The sequence below is a fragment of the Shewanella sp. SR43-8 genome (genome assembly GCF_014163775.1).
GTDB lineage: Bacteria > Pseudomonadota > Gammaproteobacteria > Enterobacterales > Shewanellaceae > Shewanella > Shewanella vesiculosa.
This window is the reverse complement of the sequence record NZ_JACJDX010000002.1, coordinates 42597-63484: the sequence shown is the minus strand read 5'-3', so window position 1 is coordinate 63484 and position 20888 is coordinate 42597. Positions and strand designations below refer to the sequence as shown.

Below are 20888 nucleotides of genomic sequence, written 5' to 3'. Positions count from 1 at the left end.
AATTCTCGCTTGTTGCGATTAATAAAATAAAAAGGCGCATCACCTTGTGGATGCGCCTTATTGTAAATTATATGGAGTTATCAGACGCTACCACGGGTATGACCCAATACTCCCAATATTGATTATGCAGAACATAACAATATTGCTTTTCGTAAAAAGCACCGCCTAAGCAGTGCTTGTATTACGAATGCCTTACAAAGGCAACGTTATTAACTATGAGTTAACCGCGTCTTTTAGCGCTTTGCCAGCTTTGAACGCAGGAATGTTCGCAGCAGCAATTTTAATTTCATTACCCGTTTGTGGGTTACGGCCAGTACGTTCAGCACGTTGACGTACTTCAAATGTACCAAAACCAACTAGAGAAATCTTATCGCCATCTTTAAGACCTTCCGTTACAGCAGCGATAAAAGAATCCAGTGCGCGGCCAGCAGCAGCTTTAGAAATATCAGCACCAGATGCGATTTTCTCGATTAGTTCAGATTTGTTCATGTCATCCCCTTGAATGTTATTGTCGCGCCGCAACCAAATCTATGTTTAGAGCGGTCTGCGGAGGCTTTATTTTATAAGCTTGATAACACACCAAACTTAGTACGAAAACCAAAAAATGAAATTGGATACAGCTCAACGTCAGATGCCCCAAGGGCTTGGTGCGTCTGACTCTCCACCAACCTAGGCTACCACAGGTCAGCGTTTTGTTAAGCCCCTTTTTTGATTTTTTTTATGCTCTATAGCAATTTTTTGACTAACAAGCTATTTTTTGACCACTTCGAAGCCTTCAACTGGTCGCTCAAGCGCCAATTTCAGGACTTCATCAATCCAACGTACTGGATGAATGGTTAAATCTGCAATCACATTCGCTGGAATTTCTTCCAAATCGCGTTCGTTTTCTTGAGGGATCAATACATGCTTGATTCCGCCACGATGTGCAGCCAATAACTTTTCTTTTAAACCACCAATTGGCAGAACTTCACCGCGAAGGGTTATTTCACCTGTCATAGCAACATCACTACGAACTGGATTGCCCGTTAAGCTCGACACTAACGCAGTACACATAGCCGCGCCTGCTGAAGGGCCATCTTTTGGTGTTGCCCCTTCAGGTACATGGACATGAATATCACGTTTTTCATAAAAGTCGTTATTAATACCCAAATTTTCCGCGCGGGCACGAACGACTGTCATCGCAGCTTGAATAGACTCTTTCATGACATCACCGAGTGAACCGGTATAGGTTAATTTACCTTTACCTGCTACAGATGTTGCTTCGATGGTTAATAAATCACCACCCACTTGAGTCCATGCAAGTCCGGTCACTTGGCCTATTTGGTTATTCGATTCAGCTTTACCAAAATCAAAACGTTGTACGCCAAGGAATGACTTTAAATTATCCTGGTTAACTTCAACCACTTTGACCGTTTTATCAAGCAGAATATGCTTAACTACTTTACGGCAAATTTTTGATAATTCACGCTCTAATGAACGCACACCCGCTTCACGAGTGTAATAACGAATAATCCCTAAAATAGCACTGTCATCGACAATGATTTCTTTTTCTTTAAGGCCATTACGTTCAATTTGCTTGGTCAGTAAATGCTTCTTCGCGATATTAAGCTTTTCATCTTCGGTATAACCCGATAAGCGAATCACTTCCATACGGTCAAGTAAAGGACCCGGTATATCCATAGAGTTTGACGTAGCCACAAACATTACATCAGATAAGTCGTAATCAACTTCAAGATAATGATCGTTAAACGTTGCGTTCTGCTCTGGATCAAGTACTTCTAACAAGGCTGACGATGGATCGCCACGCATGTCTGAACTCATTTTGTCGATTTCATCGAGCAAGAACAATGGGTTTTTAACGCCCACTTTGGCCATTTTTTGAATGACTTTACCTGGCATTGAACCTATGTACGTACGGCGATGACCACGAATTTCTGCTTCATCACGCACGCCACCTAGTGCAACACGGACATATTTACGTCCAGTGGCTTTAGCAATTGACTGCCCCAGTGAGGTTTTACCTACGCCCGGTGGTCCAACTAAACACAAGATAGGTCCTTTAAGCTGTTTAACACGACTTTGAACCGCTAAATACTCAAGAATACGTTCTTTAACTTTTTCAAGTCCGTGGTGATCGGTATCAAGTACTTCTTGTGCTTTGGCTAAGTCACGCTTAATTTTTGAGCGTTGTTTCCAAGGCACAGCTGTCATCCAGTCAACATAGCTGCGCACAACCGTGGCTTCAGCAGACATAGGCGACATCATTTTAAGCTTGTTTAATTCAGCAATGGCTTTTTCTTTCGCGTCGGTTGGCATACCAGCGTCTTCAATCTTACGCGCCAATACTTCAAATTCGTCGTGGCTTTCGTCAATATCGCCTAATTCTTTTTGAATGGCTTTCATTTGCTCATTCAAATAGTATTCGCGCTGACTTTTTTCCATCTGCTTTTTAACGCGGGTACGGATGCGTTTTTCAACTTGCAGCAAGTCAATTTCTGATTCCATCATCGCCATCAGATATTCAAGACGCTCACCGACATTGATCATCTCAAGCACGGATTGCTTATCTTCAAGCTTTAATGGCATATGTGCAGCCATGGTATCAGCTAAGCGAGCCGCTTCATCAATACCCGATAATGAGGTTAATACTTCAGGTGGGATCTTTTTATTTAGCTTGATGTAGCCTTCGAACTGGCCAATAGCACTGCGTACTAAGACTTCTTCTTCTTTATCACTTAACTGCTCAGACTCTAAGTATTCAGCCGTTGCAGCAAAAAACTCTTCTTCTTGAGTGTATTTCTTGATTTTGGCACGTTGGCCACCTTCAACTAATACTTTTACCGTGCCGTCAGGAAGTTTAAGAAGCTGTAAAATAGAGGCAACGGTACCAATATCAAAAATGTCGTCTTTGGTCGGTTCGTCAAGATCTGCATCTCGCTGAGCAACTAATAAAATTTGCTTGTCTTGTTCCATTGCCGATTCCAGGCAACGAATTGATTTTTCCCGTCCTACGAATAGCGGAATTACCATATGCGGGTAAACCACCACATCTCGCAGTGGTAATACGGGGAGTTCGATATGCGCTTCACGCTCTTTAGTCATGGCTCGATTCCGTTTAATGAAATAGACTTAATACTGATTATATTGGGGTGATGTTATCAGTTTCAATGGTCAATACGAAAAAAGGAGTCCAATGGACTCCTTATTTTTCAACTTACTAGTTATCAGTACAATTATTGCTCGCCTGAAGCGGCCAGAGTCTCTGTATTTTCGTAAATCAAAATTGGAGCTGATTCACCTTTAACAACGGATTCATCAACAACCGCTTTAATCACTCCCTGAGTCGATGGAATATCGTACATGGTATCAAGCAAAATGCTTTCTACAATTGAACGTAATCCACGTGCACCCGTTTTACGTGACATCGCTTTTTGAGCAATCGCTTGTAATGCATCATCACGGAACTCAAGTTCGACATTTTCCATCTCAAATAACGCGCTATATTGCTTGGTTAACGCATTTTTAGGCTCAGATAGAATTTGAACCAGTGCAGCTTCGTCTAACTCAGTTAGCGTAGCAACAACAGGTAAACGACCAATAAACTCAGGGATCAAACCAAATTTCACTAAATCACCAGGCTCTACTTGGCTTAGTATTTGTGAAATGGTGGCTTTATCCGCCTCGCCTTTTACTTCTGCACCAAAGCCAATCCCGGTTCCTGTGTGAGCTCGTTGTTCAATGACTTTTTCAAGTCCAGCGAACGCACCACCACAGATAAACAGAATTTTAGAGGTATCCACTTGCAAAAATTCTTGCTGTGGGTGCTTACGTCCGCCTTGTGGAGGAACAGAAGCTACCGTGCCTTCAATTAGCTTCAGTAGCGCCTGCTGAACACCTTCACCCGACACATCGCGAGTAATTGAAGGATTGTCAGATTTGCGACTGATTTTATCAATTTCATCGATATAGACGATACCGCGTTCAGCTTTTTCAACGTCGTAATCACACTTTTGCAGTAACTTTTGAATGATGTTTTCAACATCTTCGCCCACATAACCTGCTTCGGTTAGCGTGGTTGCATCTGCCATAGCAAAAGGAACATTGAGTGAGCGTGCCAGTGTTTCAGCTAATAATGTTTTACCACTACCAGTTGGACCTAATAGCAGGATATTACTTTTACCAAGCTCAACACCGTCTTTTATTGCGCCATTACGTAAACGCTTGTAATGATTGTATACCGCAACAGAAAGCACTTTTTTGGCTTGATCCTGACCGATTACATAGTCATCAAGATGTTTGCGTAGCTCATGCGGTGTCGGCAACTTGTCTTCATCACGCTTAGGTGAAATCTCTTTGATTTCTTCACGGATGATGTCATTACATAAATCAACACACTCATCACATACATAAACTGATGGGCCAGCAATCAGTTTTCTGACTTCATGCTGACTTTTTCCGCAAAAAGAGCAGTACAGCAATTTGCCGCTGTCACCGTTATTTTTGTTATCGCCCATTATTCTACCTCTGTTTCCAACTTAGGTTAACCCTAAGCGCTGCTTGTAGATACTTATCATAACCACATAGATGACTTAACGTCTTTCAGTACAGAATACCTGAAAGATTAGAGAAAATCAGCTATCGGTTTTAGCCGCGACTTGTTAGTAATGAATCGACAATACCATAATCAACAGCTTGAGTAGCACTCATGAAGTTATCACGGTCAGTATCGCGTTCAATGATTTCCAACGGTTGGCCAGTATGATCAGCTAACATTTGGTTTAATTTATTCTTGATGCCTAGGATTTCCTGAGCATGAATGGCGATATCTGATGCTTGACCTTGGAAGCCACCTAATGGCTGATGGATCATCACACGAGAGTTAGGTAAGCAATGACGTTTACCTTTAGCGCCGCCGGCGAGTAAGAATGCACCCATACTAGCAGCTTGCCCCATACACACTGTACTGACATTAGGCTTAATAAACTGCATGGTGTCGTAGATCGCCATACCCGCTGTAACTGAACCGCCAGGAGAGTTAATGTACAAATAAATATCTTTATCTGGGCTTTCTGACTCTAGGAATAATAACTGAGCAACAATAAGGTTAGCCATGTGTTCTTCTACTTGGCCAACTAAGAAGATGACTCGCTCTTTTAATAGACGAGAGTAAATATCATAAGAACGTTCACCTTTAGCTGTTTGTTCAACAACCATAGGTACAAGAGCATTGAGTACTGATTCTGGTGCTTTATGCATTATTCATTTCCCTAAAAATAAAAATGGCCCGCATGAGGAACCTCATACGAGCCATTATAAATGGCGAACCACTTGTTAAGTCAAGCTTAGCTTACGCTCGTCCAGTAGCCTTGTTCATAAATTCTTCAAAAGCAACGTCTTTGACGGTTACTTTTGCTGATTTTAACAATGCTTCAACAGCTTGCTCTTCAAGCGCTACGTTGCGCATGTTTTGCATGAGTTCTTTATTTGAGTTGTAGTATGAAACAACTTCAGATGGATCTTCATACGCTGAAGCCATAGATTCGATCAATGCATTAACACGATCATCTTCAGCTTTTAGCTCGTTAGTCTTAATCACTTCGCCTAGTAGCAAGCCGATTTTAACACGACGTTCTGCTTGCTCAGTGAAAAGTTCAGCCGGAAGTTCAGGCATATTTTCAGTTTGGCCACCAAAACGCTGCATTGCTTGTTGACGAAGTACATTCACTTCACCTTCAACAAGTGCTTTAGGGATAGAGATGTCATTTGCTGCTAATAAACCAGTAATAACTTGCTCTTTCACATTCGCTTTCAACGCTTGCTCTAGTTCACGAGTCATGTTTTTACGGATTTCAGCTTTAAGTGCGTCTAAGCCACCTTCAGCGATACCAAACAAAGAAGCAAACTCATCATTCACTTCAGGTAAGTTAGCTGCTTGAACTTCAGTTAACGTAATAACGAACTTAGCCGCCTTACCTTTTAAGTTTTCAGCGTGGTAATCTTCAGGGAAAGTCACTTCGATTTCGAATTCATCACCCGTTTTATGACCAATGATACCGGTTTCAAAACCAGGAATCATACGATTGCTGCCTAATTGAAGTTCAAAATCATCAGCTTTTCCGCCTTCAAATTCTTCACCATCAATAGAACCAATAAAGTTCATTTTAACTTTGTCGTCAGCTGTAGCTTCACGTTCAACAGCAGCAAAAGTAGCATGTTGCTTACGTAACGTTTCAATCATTACATCAACGTCTGCATCATTAACTTCAGCTTTAGGCTGTTCAACTGCAATGCTATCTAAACCCGTTAAAACAACTTCTGGGTAGATTTCAAATGTTGCAACGAATTCGAAAGAATCACCTTCAGTTGAACCAGGAGTAAATACTGGTGCGCCTGCTGGGTTTAACTTCTCAGCTACAATAGCTTCTATAAAGTTGCGTTGCATCACTTCACCAGTGATGTCTTGACGAATGGCTTTACCATAACGCTTGTTGATTTCGCCGATAGGCACTTTACCTGGGCGGAAACCTGGAAGACGAGCACGCTTAGCTTCACGCAATACGTTGTCTTTAACCAATTTCTCGATTTGCTCAGCAGGTACAGAAATAGTTAGGCGACGCTCTAGGCCTTGAGTTGTTTCAACAGAAACTTGCATTTTTTTACCTCGAAATATGTCTAACGTTCTTTGAATGGTCGACAACTCAACCATTAGATATTCGTTTCTTGACTACGGGTTTAGCTCTGATACCCAGCACAGCGATAATATCGATGCTGAAGACGCTGTTGGTATAGGTAGCTTATTTTTGATATTTATCAAGACGCGACATTATAGCTACCGTTTTTAACAGAGTCGAGCCTGAAAAGGTCGATTTACGTGATAAAAGGGCTAACTGATGGTCAATTTTGATGTGTTTGCACGTTTAATGCGCGAAATGAGTTTTTATCAGATTGGATATGCATTGCAGTAAATCAACTATGGTAAACAAATACATTTTTCAGCAACACAATGAGTGTCTCAAAATACACGTTGATTTGAACAGAAAAAAATGGGGTGACTGATGGGGCTCGAACCCACGACAACCGGAATCACAATCCGGGACTCTACCAACTGAGCTACAATCACCATTGAAATGGTACGCCCGGCAGGATTCGAACCTGCGACCACCCGCTTAGAAGGCGGGTGCTCTATCCAACTGAGCTACGGGCGCATGGTTACAGCAATAAGCTGTTTCCTGTCTGGCTGAACAAGTTTACTTGTTCTATTACTCGCTACTATAGCAAATAACATTTAATTTGGTCGGTGATAGAGGATTCGAACCTCTGACCCTCTCGTCCCAAACGAGATGCGCTACCGGGCTGCGCTAATCACCGAAATCTTACTTTGTTTTCGAAATATTTATTACTGCTATACAGTAACCTTGTTGTCTCGAGAACGGAGCGCATCTTAACTAGTCACCTTGATATCGTCAACGATTTTTTTAACTCTGGATGCTATATGACGAATTTAGCAGCAAAAACCATGATTAGCATCATAGCGCGAATAGTTTATTCACTGTATTTTCATCGTCTAGCAAATGACACTTTTCATTGCGCCTGCTAGAATAACCGCCGTTCGACCATCGACTTCAACACCTGCGTCACTCAAAGGAAACTCTACAGCCATGACTGCTCAACTTATTGACGGTAAAGCCATTGCACAATCTATCCGCACCACACTAAAACAAAAAGTAGCACTTCGAAGACAAGCTGGATTCCGCGCGCCAGGTCTTGCGGTTATTTTAGTGGGCAGTGATGCCGCATCTCAAGTCTATGTCGGCAGTAAACGCAGAGCTTGTGAAGAAGTCGGTTTTGAATCTCAATCTTTTGACCTGGACACAAGTACAACCCAAGCTGAACTATTAGCGTTAATCGATGAGTGTAATGCTAATCCCAATATTGACGGAATTTTAGTACAACTTCCTTTACCTGATCATATTGATGATTCAAAAGTCATTGAACATATTCGTCCAGATAAAGATGTTGATGGTTTTCATCCATACAATGTTGGCCGTTTAGCTCAACGTATCCCGGTTCTGCGATCTTGTACGCCGATGGGGATTATGACGTTAATCAAATCTACCGGTATTGATACTTACGGTTTGGATGCTACTGTTGTCGGAGCGTCGAACATTGTCGGCCGTCCAATGACACTGGAACTCTTATTAGCTGGTTGTACTACAACCACCTGTCATCGTTTTACCAAAAACTTAGAGCAAAAAGTGCGTCAAGCCGATTTATTGGTTGTTGCTGTGGGTAAGCCTGGTTTCATTCCTGGTGAGTGGATAAAACCTGGCGCTATTGTGATTGATGTCGGTATTAATCGCTTGGAAAACGGCAGTTTAGTCGGTGATGTGGAATTTAATATTGCCGCCGAAAAAGCCGCATTTATAACTCCGGTTCCTGGCGGCGTTGGTCCAATGACCATTGCGAGCTTATTAGAGAATACTCTTTATGCTTGTGAGCAGTATCATAGCTAGTCCAGCTGGCTGCTGATGAATAATAAAAAAGCCTGCTATTGCAGGCTTTTTTGTTTTATGGGCAAACTAAATTACTTTTTACGCCATGTCGTTCCGCTAGGGCCGTCTTCTAACACAACGCCTAACTCATTTAAGCGATCACGCGCGATATCGGCTGCAGGCCAATCTTTTTCAGTTCGGGCACGGTTACGCTCAACAATTAGTGCTTCAACTTCTGCCACTTCATCGTCACTGCCCTCACCCTTAAAGAAAGCCTCAGGCGTTTGGCTGATAAGACCAAGTACATCGGCTAATTGCTTCAAGCTGACACCTAATGCCGACGCAGCTGCCATATCGGTTATTTTAAGACGATTAATTTCACGGACCATATCAAATAAAACCGAATAGGCTTCAGGCGTATTAAAATCATCATCCATAGCAGATTTGAATTTGGCAACAAACGCTTCAGCAGGCGCAGCGTCGACAGTCAAATCTAAATCTTTAATGGCTGTGTATAAACGCTCTAATGCTGCACGTGCTTGCTTTAAATTATCTTCAGAATAATTTAACTGGCTACGGTAATGACCTGACAATAAGAAATAACGTACAGTTTCAGCGTCATAATGCTTAAGCACGTCACGAATAGTAAAAAAGTTGTCTAATGATTTAGACATCTTTTCACGGTCAACCATCACCATTCCGGTGTGCATCCAGTAATTCACATAAGGCGTGTCATGGGCACAGCAAGACTGGGCAATTTCATTTTCATGATGTGGAAACTGTAAATCAGATCCGCCACCATGAATATCAAAATGTAAACCTAGATGCTTACTGTTCATGGCAGAACATTCAATATGCCAACCTGGGCGACCAGGACCCCAAGGTGATTCCCATGTAGGCTCACCGGGTTTAGACATTTTCCATAGCACAAAATCCATAGGATTGCGTTTAGCATTATCAATCTCAACCCGAGCACCAGCTTGAAGTTGGTCAAGGTTTTGCCCAGAAAGCTGGCCATATTGAGGAAACGACGCAACACTAAATAATACATCACCATTACTGGCAACATAAGCATGGTCGCGATCAAGCAAACGCTGAACCATATCGATAATTTCTTCAATATGTAACGTAGCTCGCGGCTCAAAATCAGGTCGTTTCATGTTCAGCGCATCAAAATCTTGATGCATTTCGCCGATTAAACGCTCAGTAAGTGACTCACATGACTCATTATTTTCAGCAGCACGTTTGATAATTTTATCATCAACGTCAGTAATATTGCGCTGAAAGTTCACCTCATAACCTATGTAACGTAAATAACGTACTATCATGTCAAACGAAACAAAGGTACGCCCGTGACCAATATGACATAAATCGTAAATGGTCACGCCACAGACGTACATTCCGATTTTACCTGGATTTATTGGTTTAAATTCTTGTTTATCACGGCTAATACTATTGTAAATCTTCAACATCGATTGTTCTCTTTTACACTAATTTATAACGGTAAATGTTAATGCAGATTCTAACATGATGTCACCTGTTTTGAACACTGCACTTTAAGCGGCAGTTAAGATAAGTTAGAATCGCGCAAATTAATATTTTCAAGTGAGATAACATGATTACTTTACATACCAATATGGGCGATATTACTTTACAACTAAATGAAGAAAAGGCGCCTATTACTGCCGCTAACTTTATGCAGTATGTTGAAGATGGCTTTTTCGAAGGTACTATTTTTCACCGTGTTATTGACGGTTTTATGATCCAAGGTGGTGGTTTCACTGAAGACATGAGCCAAAAAAGTGTTAAAGCATCAATCAAAAACGAAGCTAGCAACGGTTTATCTAACCGCAAAGGCACTGTTGCAATGGCGCGAACCTCTGATCCTCATTCAGCAACTGCACAGTTTTTCATTAACGTCAAAGACAATACGTTCCTTGATTTTAAATCAGAAACCTCGCAAGGCTGGGGTTACTGTGTGTTTGGTGAAGTCGTTGAAGGGTTAGACATCATTGAGCAAATCAAAAATGTCCCAACAGGAAATAATGGTATGCATCAAGATGTACCATTAGAAGCTATTGTGATCAAAAGCGTTAGCGTTAAAGCGTAATTTTGAAAAAAACAATCTTTGTGGGCGATTTGCACTTAAGTGCTGATCGTCCCGATATTACTCAAGCCTTCGTGTATTTTCTAAATTATGGTTTAGACGATGCTGAAGCGCTTTATATCATTGGCGATCTATTCGAAGTGTGGATGGGTGATGATATTGCTGAGTCATTTAGTGTTGCTATCGCTGATGCAATCAAAATGGTATCAAACACGCTACCTGTGTACTTTATTCATGGTAATCGTGACTTTATGGTGGGTAAACAATTTTGCCAACGAGCAGGCATGCAAGTATTACCTGAAGTGTATTGTATCGACTTGTACGGTGTTGATACTGTTATCTTGCATGGTGATAGCCTTTGCACACTTGATGTTGACTATCAGCGATTCAGACACTTTAGAAGCTTTAGAGTCGTGCGCTGGTTATATGCTCGCTTACCTAAAAAGACACGCTTAAACATTGCTGCAAAAATTCGTCAAAAAAGTGTCCAAGGTAATCAACAAAAACACTACGAAATTATGGATGTTGAACCAAGCGCAGTGACTGCTCTGCTGGCGAGTACTGGCTGCCAACGCATGATCCATGGTCATACGCATCGTCCGGCGATTCATCAATTATCTGCAACACATCAACGCGTAGTAGTAGGCGACTGGTATACTCAAGGTAGCGTCTTAAATGTGAATGAACATGGGTGCGAGTTAGTTACACTGCCCTTCTCAGACACCAAATAGGCTCACTTGTGATAATGATGACGCATTATCTGTGAGCCTTAATGAGACGCGCTCAACCATTGAGCTATTGACTCGGCACACCACTGTGAAAACGAAATTCGCTGTCCTCAGCCAAAATCAATCTCTTCTCAATTTGTCGAAAGTAATCAATTCGTTCGCAGATATCAACGCCTGCTATATCTTGAGCAAGGGCTAAATAATCTTGAAAATGCCGAGCTTCAGAACGAAGTAATGAGGTGTAAAACTTAGCCAGCTCATCATCTAAGTGTGGCGCAATTTTAGCAAATCGCTCACACGAACGCGCTTCAATAAACGCCCCAATAATTAATTTATCAATAATGGTCAGTGGCTCATGGGTTCGTACATGAATGATCAATTGCCTGGCATAACCCCCTGCGCGAATATTACTGTAATCAATACCTCGTGCCGTCATAATCTGTAGTACTTGTTCAAAATGATGGAACTCTTCTTTGATCAGGCGCACCATTTTACTCATGACATCAGCGCTATAAGCTAACTGCTCATTGGCGACTAATTCACTAGTGATATCATTCTTTTTACTATCGCGAGCCAAAAAGGCATGTGCATCACGATCTTGTTGGTAAACAAAATCCTCGTAGGGCTTTGCCCAATCCTTTAATAGATGAGCGCTACTTTTATCAATCGCATATTTGCGGATCATTAAAATAGCCGTTTGCGCAGCTTTGAGCTCGCAGTTGCAATGGTCAATAAGCAATGGGATTAATTGCGACGGTTGTTTTGCTTTTTCAACCCAAAGGTCTGGGGTCTCACAACCTAAAAAGTCATGAATTGGCGCAAGTAATTGCTGCATAGAATGAATAACTCAGTCAAGAATCTACGCTCAGTTTACCTGTAGAGTGATCATTTCTGAAGCCAAAAACGTAATACTCCTTGACGAAAGTCTATTTATGTTCAATAAATAAGCTAAGCATCTAATTTAACGCTTTTATAACAGATGCAATCGATCACCTTAAATGATGATTCTAGTGTGGGATAGGGTCATAACTGAACAACATAGATATTGGCAACGATGGAATGAGTTTACTGCCAATACAAAATAGGTTGTTAAGTTGATGTGGACTGATTAAGGCGATGGATAAAAAGCTGTAGTCAGTTCGTCGTTGTTTGGCGAGCTAGGTCAAAAATGCTAAACAAGGATAACGATAATGGTATTGAATCACTTAATGGGGCTTTACACTCATCCGAAAAAAGAGTGGCAAACAATTGAAAAAAATCATGAAGCACTGAAAAGCAGCTTGAGTCATATATTGCTTATTGCGCTCATTCCTGCCGTTTGTGCTTATTTTGCAACGGCTCATATTGGGTGGCATCCAGGCGTCGGAGAACCACTGTTTCTGACATCACAAAGCGCACTATTAATGTCAATTGCAATGTATTTTGGCTTAATTATTGGCGTTCTGGCACTCGCCTACTTAGCTTTTTGGATGGGTAGAACATTTGATGCAGATCCAACCTATACTCAAGCGCTCGAATTGGCTTCCTACACTGCAACCCCCTTATTCATGGTCGGTCTTGCAGCACTCTATCCTGTATTATGGTTCATAATGGTGATTGGATTAATCGGATTATCCTATTCGGTGTATCTGCTCTATGCAGGAGTGCCCATCATTATGAATATACCTGAAGAAAAAGGTTTTATTTATGCCAGCTCAGTTGTTACAGCAGGTTTAGTATTACTGGTTGCACTGATGGCAAGTAGTGTCATTTTATGGAGCATTGGTTTAGGCCCAATGATGCAATAATCGTTTAGTTAAAAATATAATAAAAAAGGCGCTTAAAGCGCCTTTTTTGTATCATTCATCACTCATTAAGCAAAGGTGTCTCTTAACGGTACCGTTAAGTTAAATACTAAGTGATCAGCGCTGGAATCTTTACTGTCTGCGCAGAAATAACCTTCACGCTCAAACTGATAAGATTTCTCAGCAGGAGCATTGACTAAACTAGGTTCCACTAGGCCATTTAACACCACCAAAGACTGTGGATTAATGACCTCATCGACAGTTTCAAACGTCGCAGGATTTTCTTTGGTAAATAGACGATCATAGATACGAAACTCAGCTGGTTTCGCCGTTGCCGCGTCAACCCAATGAATCACGCCTTTAACTTTACGGCCATCGGCAGGGTTTTTACCTAAAGTATCTGCATCGTAACTACAATAAACGGTAGTGACATTGCCATCAGCATCTTTATCACAACGTTCAGCTTTGATGATGTAAGCATTACGTAGGCGGACTTCTTTACCGAGTACAAGACGTTTGAAATGCTTATTAGCCTCTTCTTTAAAATCTTCTACATCAATAAAAAGTTCTTTGCCAAAAAATAACTCACGAGTGCCCATAGCCTCATTATTAGGATGAGCAGGCGCCGTAATGGCTTCTGGTTGTGCATTAGGGTAGTTTTCAATCACGATTTTAATCGGTCTTAAAACAGCCATTGCACGAGGGGCATGTTCGTTAAGCTCTTCACGGATACACGCATCTAGCATGCCTACTTCGACTAAGTTTTCTTGTTTAGTAACGCCTATACGCAAGCAAAACTCTCGAATTGATGCAGGAGTATAGCCACGACGACGAAGGCCAGCGATAGTTGGCATACGCGGATCATCCCAACCGTCGACTAAGTTACGGGTAACTAAATCGTTTAATTTACGTTTAGACATCAGAGTATATTCAAGATTTAAACGCGAAAACTCATATTGACGAGTACGGTTTGGTGCTTGAAAGTCATCTAAATGATCCAGTACCCAGTCATATAAGCGGCGGTTATCTTGGAACTCTAACGTACAAATAGAATGGGTGATATTTTCGATCGCATCAGAAATACAATGGGTGAAGTCATACATTGGATAAATGCACCACTTATCACCTGTTTGATGATGGTGAGCAAAACGGATACGGTAAATAATAGGATCGCGCATGCACATAAATGGCGATGCCATGTCTATTTTTGCGCGCAGAGCACATTCACCTTCTTTGAATTCGCCTAGACGCATTTTTTCAAATAATGCGAGGTTCTCTTCAACACTGGTATCACGATAAGGGCTATTTTTACCCGGCTCTTTTAACGTACCACGATGTTCTCTGGTTTGTTCCCCATTTAAGAAACAAACATAAGCGAGACCTTTGGTGATTAACTCAACGGCATACTGATGTAATTGGTCAAAATAATTTGATGAATAACGGATATCGCCAGACCATTCAAACCCTAACCAACGCACATCTTCCTGAATAGACTTAACATAGTTAATATCTTCTTTTTCAGGGTTAGTATCATCGAAACGTAAGTTACATTGACCTTGGTAATCTTTTGCGATACCAAAATTCAAGCAAATAGATTTAGCATGGCCAATATGTAAATACCCGTTTGGTTCCGGTGGAAAGCGTGTATGTACTTGGCTGTGCTTACCGCTTTTTAGGTCTTCGTCTATGATATTACGAATGAAGTTACTTGGACGTACTTCAGTGTCCATATGACTCATGGAATTCCTCTTGGCGCACAATGGCAATATGAATAAAAATAGATGATCCTACAGATCTTATGTAGTTACAACTCCTAGGCTTGAAAAAGTTAACCCGATAAAGCAAATAAACCCAGCTTTGCTGGGTTTATCGAGTAAATCAAAACGTTTTAGCTTAACTACTCAGTGATGATGCGTATTCCAGGAATAATTTGTTGAGCCTTTCTGCCCTTTTTGTTTAACCAAAAATAAAAACCAATCAAAGCCATAACAAAAAAGCCGATCCAACTGGCAGATTGCAGAGGATGCTGAGTAAAGGTAGCCCCTTGATATACAACTGTAGCTGAGCCGTAGGCTAATGAGAATGTCCAAATAGCAGCAAAACGCGCCCATTTGGTACCAAACTCATGCACCAAAGCTCCCATAGCCGCCACACACGGGGTATAAAGCAAAATAAATAACAAGTATGAGAACGCCGCTATCTGACTTTTAAAGCCCGTTTGCAGCGCACTGAAGGTCGTAGAGTCAACAGATAATGCGATGGCAGCTTCATCTAAATCACTAATACCCGCGATAGCAATCGATAATGGGTCTCCTGCCTCAATACCAAGTAAATTTGCAGGAATAGTGGCTAAACCTATTTTGACGCTATCCCAAATTGAAACCAGTTCAACTTGTTCGCCTTCATCATTGCTATATAAACTATTCAATGTACCGACGACAGCTTCTTTAGCAAAAATACCGGTGATAATACCTACAGTTGCCGCCCAGTTATCTTGCTCTATTCCCATAGGCCTAAACAATGGGGTAATTTGCTGACTGGCAACACTGAGCATGGATTCTTTACTATCTTCATGTCCAAAGGAGCCGTCAGTACCGATAGCATTGATAAAGTTAAGCAGTGTGACGACGATAATGATAGTTTTACCTGCGCCCATAATAAAGCTTTTAGTGCGTTTCGTGGTGCGAGAGAAAACCGCTTTAGATTTCGGCATTTCGTAACTTGGCAATTCCATGACAACAGCGCTACTGGTTCCAGGCAAAACTGTTTTTCGTAATAATAACCCAGTACCAATCGCGGCCAAAATACCAATAATGTACAGTAAAAATACTAAATTTTGACCAGACTGCGGGAAAAATGCCGCGGCAAATAATGCATAAACCGGTAGCCGAGCACTGCAAGACATGAATGGCGCCATCATTCCAGTAACGATACGTTCACGCTCACTGCCTAAGGTTCTCGTTGCCATAATGGCAGGCACCGAGCAACCAAAACCAACAATCATAGGCACAAAAGCTTTACCCGGTAAACCAATGCGACGCATTAGACCATCAACAACAAAAGCTGCTCGAGCCATATAGCCTGAGCCTTCAAGTACCGAGAGAGCCAAAAATAGTGCGGCAACAACAGGAATAAAGGTCGCAACAGTTTGAATACCTTGGCCAACGCCGCCAGCCAAAATGGTTACAATCCAATCTGGCGAGCCTATTGACGACAACAAGGCACCAAAATGATCCACAAAAATAGCGCCAGCAGTAATATCAAAGAAATCAATAAATGCATTACCAACATTAATACTAAATAAAAACATTAGGTACATGACAAACAAGAAGATAGGGATACCCAGCAGTGGATGTAACACGACTTTATCAAGCCTATCGGTGACACTAACATGTGTGCCAGTACTTACTGATGCCTCAAACACCTGTTGAACAAAATCATAACGGGTGGTGGCGATCATAATATCGATGTCTTGACCGGCTTGTTCAACCCGTTGAGTACATTGTCTTACCGTGTCATGTAATTGGGTTTCACTGGAACCACAGTCATTACCATGGCTGTTAGCTAAAATAGCCAGTGCTTGTCCACGACTTAGCTCTGCAAGTCCTTGTGCATCATTTTGTATCTGTAAAGCAATAACACTTGCTTCTATATCAGTATGATACTGCAATAATAAAGATGCTGCGGTATTACCTTTTTTCAATAATGACAATAGTTCAGTTTGTAGATGCTTAACATCGGCTTGATTTCGAGAGCTAATTGCAATGACAGGACAACCGAGGCGGACCGACATGTCGTCAACATTAATGTTAATCCCCAGCTTTTTCGCTGCGTCAATTTTATTAATGACAACGATAATAGGAATGCCTAACTCACGTAATTGGGTAGTCAAATACAGATGACGCTCAACATTGGTTGCATCAACTAAGTTGATGATAGCGTCCACTTTTTGGTTTGAAAGATACGCTTGCGCAATTTGTTCATCGAGTGAACAATCACAACTATTTCCGGCTGGTAATAAATCATAAATACCGGGTAAATCGGTGAGAAAAATATCTATACCAGAGTCACTAAACTTCCCAGTCTTCTTTTCTACGGTAACACCTGACCAATTACCCACCTGCTGGCTAGCGCCAGTAAGGGCATTAAAAAGAGTCGATTTACCCGCGTTTGGATTGCCCACAGTGACACAATGAAATTGTTTAGTCATTTTTTAGAACTACCTCGATAATATCGGCTAAATCACAACGCATACATAGTTTACTGCCACGTAAATCTAACTCAACACCCGAGCCCATAGGGGCACGGCGAATAAAATGAAAACGAGTGTTGGGAGTAATGCCCATGGATAACAATTTACGTTTAACCGTTTGCGGTAAAGTTAATTGACCGATTTCAGAAATAATTGCCTGATCACCTGGCTTAAGTTCACTCAGCTTCATGTCACACTACCTTCAACAACATTAATAACGCTAAAAATTTTATCTGAACTGAACCAGTCAAACTCAAATCTAGATCAAAGTTTCACTTGTTAACGAGAATAGTTTTCAGTTGTATTACGTATTATGTGACAAATGCACGCTAGAATATAGTACCAAGAAGATTTAATTTTATTTAAAGACGCGATGAGTAAAAGCGTTACTCTCTTTGCGCTGTCAACAATCCCATGTAGCAATCATCTGACCATATTTGATCAATACAGTTATTATGTCTTAACGTTCCTTCAAGAATGAAACCGACTTTCTCAAGGACTCTACGTGAAGCGGTATTGTGTTGGTCACAAATACCGATGTATTTATGCATATTAAATTGCAAAGCTCCCCAGTCGGTTACGGCTCGCAAGCTTTCAGTAGCGAATCCAAAACCGTGCTTTTCTGGTGCAATAAGGTAACCCACCTCTGCTCTGTTTAATTGAGCATCATCACATCGAAAACCAATAAGGCCGACAAACTCATTCGTGTCGATCTGCTCAATGACCAGAGATAACCATTCACCAGATTCAAATTGCCAAGCGGCTTTACGTTGCTCAAATTTAGCAACGATATCTGACTCAGATTCAATACGGCGAATATATTGATTTATATCTTTATCGAGGTGCAAGCGAAGAAAGTTCGGCCAATCCTTCGTTTGTAAATTTCGTAATATCAACCGATCGCTAAAAAGATTTATGTCCATACACCCTCTATTTCTTATCAAGAAAAATGGCAGCCTAGGCTGCCATTTTTGATACTTAATTAATATACACTAGGCGCGACTAGTCACTTCAAGTAAATGATAACCAAATTGAGTTTTTACAGGTCCTTGAACAACATTTAACGGCGCACTGAACACCACTTCGTCAAATTCTTTGACCATCATGCCAGGACCAAAAGAACCTAAATCACCACCCTGTGCTCCAGACGGGCAAGAAGAGTTTGCCTTAGCAATCTCAGCAAAATCTGCGCCGGCTTCGATCTGTTGCTTAAGTGTTTCACATTGTTCCTGATTACTCACAAGTAAGTGTCTAGCGGTTGCTTGTACCATGATATGGCTCCTATAAATGTAATATCTACTAAAAAATAACACTAACATAATGACAAAATGATGACACCATTTAGTCACCAAACTTGTGCAACATTATTTGGTTGATTCAGATTCAATCCAATCAGCAATCTTGTTTTCCATCACCGCCATAGGTAAAGAACCTGACGTTAACAACTGGTCATGAAAAGCTTTAAGGTCAAACTTGTCGCCAAGCGCTTTTTCGGCATCAGCACGCAATCTTAAAATTGTCAGTTGCCCCACTTTGTATGATAAGGCTTGACCAGGAATTGCCATATAACGCTCTACTTCAGCAATGATATCGGACTCTGCCATTGGTGAGTTGTCCATCATGTATTGAATAGCTTGCTCACGACTCCAACCTTTGGCATGAAGACCTGTATCAACCACTAATCGCATAGCTCGAAGCATTTCATCTGATAACTTACCGAAATACTGATAAGGGTCGTTAAAGAGGCCCATTTCAACACCTAAATACTCTGAATACAGTGCCCAACCTTCTTCAAACGCAGTATAACCTTGGAAGCGTTGAAATTGCGGTACCTCGGTCAACTCTTGCTTAATTGAAATCTGAAAGTGGTGACCAGGTGAAGCTTCATGCAAAGAAAGGGTTGTCATTCCCCATTTCGGCTGCGCTTTTAAGTTATAAGTATTGATATAAAAGATCCCCGGACGAGAGCCATCCACAGCAGGAGATTCATATGATGCACCTGCTGCCGACTGTTCACGGAAACTTTCTACTGGTTTAACAATATAATCGGCCTTTGGCATCACATTAAAATACTGCGGTAACACCTGATTAATTCTATTTTTAATGGTCATATAACCATCAATTAAATCTTGTCTATCTGTAAAGAAATACTGAGGTTCTGAAGATAAAGAGGCAAAAAATGCCTTTAGATCACCGCTGAAACCAACTTGTACTCTAACTTTGTCCATTTCGGATAAAATACGCGCAACTTCAGATAATCCAATTTGATGTATCTCATCGACAGGCAAAGTGGTAGTTGTGTGACTATTGGCTAAATGCTGATACCAGTCTTTACCATTAGGTAATCCCCACCAACCATCAGAAGCACGGGAGTTTGGTAAATAATCATTCTTTACGTAATCACGCAACTGAGTTAAAGCAGGTAATAATTCGGCATTGATGAGTTGAGTATACTCAGTAGTAAGTTGTGATTTTTGTTCCGCAGTAAAATCATCTGGTAGCAAGTTTATCGGTGAATAAAATATACTACTCTGTGCATCCGTAACAAGTTGAGCATCTAACTGAGGAATGATGCGCTCCACAAGTACTCGTGGTAATACGACTTTGCTAGCGATGCCCTCATCCATTCGTTGTTGGGCAAGCTTGGTCCAGTTAATAAATCCACGTAAACGAGCCAACCAATTTTGATAATCTTTTACCGTCTTAAATGGTTGAGCACTTTCACCACTTCCTAACTGAACCATAGTAAATACTGTGCTATAAAACTGGTTAATTGGTAAGAAATATTCAGGATAAGTTTCGCCAATAAGCTCCATATTTCGATCGTAGATAAACATGTCGTAACTGAGTTTAAGTGAAGCAGGAAGCTTATCAACATCAATAGTTTTGGCTTGACTGAAATATTGACTATTCAACTCATGACGAGCCTTTAAGTATTCATCAGTTAATGCACCACCAAATTGATCGTTATAATCATTTACGCCTACAAAAGTGGCATAAATTGGTTCAAGCTTAAGTTGATCATTAAAAAAATTATCTACCATAGCTAAATACTGCTCAGAGACAGATTGAGGCATAACGGCTGCGCTAGGCTCTGAAGTGGTTTTAGATACAGACGTAACCGTTGAATTGTCAGAACAACCTTGGGTAGCTAGGAGTAAGGACACAGTTAACGCCAACAATGTTTTATTCATTTTTATTATTCCTTAAACACAAATTAACTCACGCCTTGTTATCCTTAAAAGGTCAAAGGCTTAATATAAAGATGACGATGTATCACAGTACAGTTTTTAATCTAAACAACATTATTAACCTTGTACAATAATGTCATTGTAACTTTGGCTTGCTCGACAAGAAACTAAACTTCACTAAAAACACACAAACTAACAATTAATCGGTAGTGAATATGTACTGATATGCATTTACAACTATGATAACAGACCGCTAAACATCGGAATAAAAACCATTTCAAAGACATAACCAATTGATTTAATATTTTTTAATAGCTAATAAAAAAGCCCCTAG

Annotated in this window: 17 protein-coding genes and 3 tRNA genes; 4 read left to right on the top strand and 16 right to left on the bottom strand. The window is 40.9% G+C overall.

All coding sequences use genetic code 11. The annotated features are described in order from the left end of the window. Positions 1-213: 213 nt before the first annotated feature. The 8 genes from H5114_RS02700 to H5114_RS02665 form a co-directional block, all read right to left on the bottom strand. Entirely contained in the window at positions 214-489 is a 276-nt protein-coding gene (locus H5114_RS02700; protein WP_124016408.1) for an HU family DNA-binding protein, read from the bottom strand. A gap of 261 nt (positions 490-750) precedes the next feature. Next, the gene (gene lon / locus H5114_RS02695; RefSeq protein WP_124016407.1) at positions 751-3102 is read right to left on the bottom strand and encodes an endopeptidase La; all 2352 of its coding nucleotides are present in this window, start codon (positions 3100-3102) and stop codon (positions 751-753) included. A 131-nt stretch (positions 3103-3233) separates the two neighbouring features. After that, entirely contained in the window at positions 3234-4514 is a 1281-nt protein-coding gene (gene clpX / locus H5114_RS02690; protein ID WP_124016406.1) for an ATP-dependent protease ATP-binding subunit ClpX, read from the bottom strand. A 130-nt stretch (positions 4515-4644) separates the two neighbouring features. Further along, on the bottom strand, positions 4645-5256 hold the full coding sequence (gene clpP, locus H5114_RS02685; RefSeq protein ID WP_124016405.1) for an ATP-dependent Clp endopeptidase proteolytic subunit ClpP: 612 nt from the start codon (positions 5254-5256) through the stop codon (positions 4645-4647). Positions 5257-5347: 91 nt separating this feature from the next. Continuing rightward, positions 5348-6652 carry a trigger factor gene (tig, locus tag H5114_RS02680; protein ID WP_124016531.1) on the bottom strand — a complete coding sequence of 435 codons (1305 nt, stop codon included), beginning with the start codon at positions 6650-6652 and terminating at the stop codon, positions 5348-5350. A 392-nt stretch (positions 6653-7044) separates the two neighbouring features. Beyond that, positions 7045-7120 (bottom strand) — tRNA-His (locus H5114_RS02675). Between the two features lie 8 nt (positions 7121-7128). After that, a tRNA-Arg gene (locus tag H5114_RS02670) sits at positions 7129-7205 on the bottom strand. 86 nt (positions 7206-7291) lie between these two features. Next, a tRNA-Pro gene (locus tag H5114_RS02665) sits at positions 7292-7368 on the bottom strand. Between the two features lie 290 nt (positions 7369-7658). On the opposite strand from H5114_RS02665, the gene folD reads away from it, so the two are divergent. Further along, positions 7659-8513 (top strand): bifunctional methylenetetrahydrofolate dehydrogenase/methenyltetrahydrofolate cyclohydrolase FolD, encoded by an 855-nt coding sequence (gene folD, locus H5114_RS02660; protein ID WP_182697030.1) that lies wholly within the window; start codon positions 7659-7661, stop codon positions 8511-8513. A gap of 71 nt (positions 8514-8584) precedes the next feature. Here the strand turns inward: folD and cysS are convergent, their stop codons facing one another. Next, on the bottom strand, positions 8585-9964 hold the full coding sequence (cysS, locus tag H5114_RS02655) for a cysteine--tRNA ligase (RefSeq protein ID WP_124016403.1): 1380 nt from the start codon (positions 9962-9964) through the stop codon (positions 8585-8587). A gap of 143 nt (positions 9965-10107) precedes the next feature. On the opposite strand from cysS, the gene H5114_RS02650 reads away from it, so the two are divergent. Further along, positions 10108-10602 (top strand): peptidylprolyl isomerase, encoded by a 495-nt coding sequence (locus H5114_RS02650; RefSeq protein WP_124016402.1) that lies wholly within the window; start codon positions 10108-10110, stop codon positions 10600-10602. A gap of 2 nt (positions 10603-10604) precedes the next feature. Continuing rightward, entirely contained in the window at positions 10605-11330 is a 726-nt protein-coding gene (locus tag H5114_RS02645; protein ID WP_182722127.1) for a UDP-2,3-diacylglucosamine diphosphatase, read from the top strand. 64 nt (positions 11331-11394) lie between these two features. Here H5114_RS02645 and miaE read toward each other — a convergent pair whose 3' ends face one another. Further along, positions 11395-12162 (bottom strand): tRNA isopentenyl-2-thiomethyl-A-37 hydroxylase MiaE, encoded by a 768-nt coding sequence (gene miaE, locus H5114_RS02640; protein WP_182722126.1) that lies wholly within the window; start codon positions 12160-12162, stop codon positions 11395-11397. Between the two features lie 355 nt (positions 12163-12517). On the opposite strand from miaE, the gene H5114_RS02635 reads away from it, so the two are divergent. Further along, positions 12518-13114, top strand: coding sequence for a Yip1 family protein (locus H5114_RS02635; RefSeq protein ID WP_124016399.1), 597 nt, complete (start codon positions 12518-12520; stop codon positions 13112-13114). A 65-nt stretch (positions 13115-13179) separates the two neighbouring features. Here the strand turns inward: H5114_RS02635 and glnS are convergent, their stop codons facing one another. The 6 genes from glnS to H5114_RS02605 form a co-directional block, all read right to left on the bottom strand. Next, positions 13180-14850, bottom strand: a complete 1671-nt coding sequence (glnS, locus tag H5114_RS02630; protein WP_124016398.1) for a glutamine--tRNA ligase — start codon at positions 14848-14850, stop codon at positions 13180-13182. A 158-nt stretch (positions 14851-15008) separates the two neighbouring features. After that, positions 15009-17321 (bottom strand): Fe(2+) transporter permease subunit FeoB, encoded by a 2313-nt coding sequence (gene feoB, locus H5114_RS02625; RefSeq protein WP_182722125.1) that lies wholly within the window; start codon positions 17319-17321, stop codon positions 15009-15011. Next, the gene (locus H5114_RS02620; protein ID WP_011638067.1) at positions 17314-17553 is read right to left on the bottom strand and encodes a FeoA family protein; all 240 of its coding nucleotides are present in this window, start codon (positions 17551-17553) and stop codon (positions 17314-17316) included. The genes feoB and H5114_RS02620 overlap by 8 nt, the downstream gene beginning before the upstream one ends. 196 nt (positions 17554-17749) lie before the next feature. Further along, positions 17750-18286, bottom strand: a complete 537-nt coding sequence (locus tag H5114_RS02615; protein ID WP_182722124.1) for a GNAT family N-acetyltransferase — start codon at positions 18284-18286, stop codon at positions 17750-17752. Positions 18287-18355: 69 nt separating this feature from the next. Further along, positions 18356-18634: a peptidylprolyl isomerase gene (locus tag H5114_RS02610; protein ID WP_124016395.1), complete on the bottom strand. Its 279-nt coding sequence runs from the start codon at positions 18632-18634 to the stop codon at positions 18356-18358. A 93-nt stretch (positions 18635-18727) separates the two neighbouring features. Further along, the gene (locus tag H5114_RS02605; RefSeq protein ID WP_182697036.1) at positions 18728-20557 is read right to left on the bottom strand and encodes a DUF885 family protein; all 1830 of its coding nucleotides are present in this window, start codon (positions 20555-20557) and stop codon (positions 18728-18730) included. Between the last annotated feature and the right edge of the window lie 331 nt (positions 20558-20888).